The 1,214-nt window shown below is 66.5% G+C and carries 1 protein-coding gene and 1 pseudogene; both read left to right on the forward strand.

Annotated elements, in window-relative coordinates:
- Window positions 1-909 (forward strand): annotated as a pseudogene (locus tag QZH66_RS16415) (hypothetical protein); the annotation flags it as partial.
- Between the two features lie 36 nt (window positions 910-945).
- Window positions 946-1,214 (forward strand): transaldolase family protein (locus tag QZH66_RS16420; protein WP_305806945.1); only part of this gene is annotated, 269 nt, incomplete at its 3' end.

A 1,214-nucleotide genomic window follows, 5' to 3' on the forward strand; every position in this document is an offset into this window, starting at 1 on the left:
CAGATCACGCTGTCTGAACAATTCGGCGTGCAGGGCCGGGGCGCCTTCTATGAAAGCGCCGGTTGCCTGCGCGATGTAGTGCAAAACCATTTGCTCCAGATCGTTGCGCTGCTCGCCATGGAGCCACCCGGCAGCCGGCACTTTGCCGCCGTGGACGCCGAAAAGCTCAAGATTTTCAACGCCATGCGGCCGCTGCGGGCGAGCGACCTGGTGCGCGGGCAGTACGAAGGCTACCGCGATGAGCCACAGGTGGATGAGCACTCGAACGTAGAAACCTACTGTGCGCTGCGGCTGCACATCGACTCCTGGCGCTGGGAGGGCGTGCCCTGGTACCTGCGTTCAGGCAAGTGCCTGCCGACGACGGCCTGTGAAGTGCTGGTGCGCCTGGAGCCCCCACCGGTGCGCTTNTGTGCGCTGCGGCTGCACATCGACTCCTGGCGCTGGGAGGGCGTGCCCTGGTACCTGCGTTCAGGCAAGTGCCTGCCGACGACGGCCTGTGAAGTGCTGGTGCGCCTGGAGCCCCCACCGGTGCGCTTGTTCGAAGATGCGGTCGCCACGGGCACGCAGGCCAACTACCTGCGCTTTCACCTGTCACCGCATTCGATGATTGCGCTGGCCGCCCGCGTCAAACAAGCCGGCAAGGCCTTCGTGGGCGAACAGCATGAACTCGTGCTGGTGGAGGAAGAAGCCGGCGAACAGACTCCCTACGAACGCCTGCTCGCCGATGCGATGGCCGGCGACCCCGCGCTGTTCGCGCGTGAAGACGCCGTGGAGGCGGCCTGGAGCGTGGTGGACCCCGTGCTCACCGCGCATTCGCGCGCCCTCCCGTACCCGCAAGGCAGTTGGGGCCCGCAGGCAGCCGATGCGCTGATCGCCGCGCAGGGCGGCTGGCACAGCCCCGTGGACTGACCCGGTTCAGCGCCCCATTCCGCCACAGGAGCCATCATGAATGCAACGCAGACACTGCACGATCTCGGCCAAAGCCTCTGGCTCGACAACATCACGCGCACCCTGCTCGACAGCGGCACGCTGGCCCGCTATATCCGCGACTTCGCGATCACGGGGCTGACCTCGAACCCGACGATCTTCGAGCACGCGATCGGCCACTCCGAGGCCTATGACGAGGCGATCCGCCGCGAGACGCATGCAGGCAAGTCGGGCGAAGCCTTGTTCTTCGAGCTCGCGCTCGACGACCTGACCCGCGCGGCCGACCT

The organism is Stenotrophomonas sp. YIM B06876 (assembly GCF_030711595.1).
Lineage (GTDB): Bacteria > Pseudomonadota > Gammaproteobacteria > Xanthomonadales > Xanthomonadaceae > Stenotrophomonas.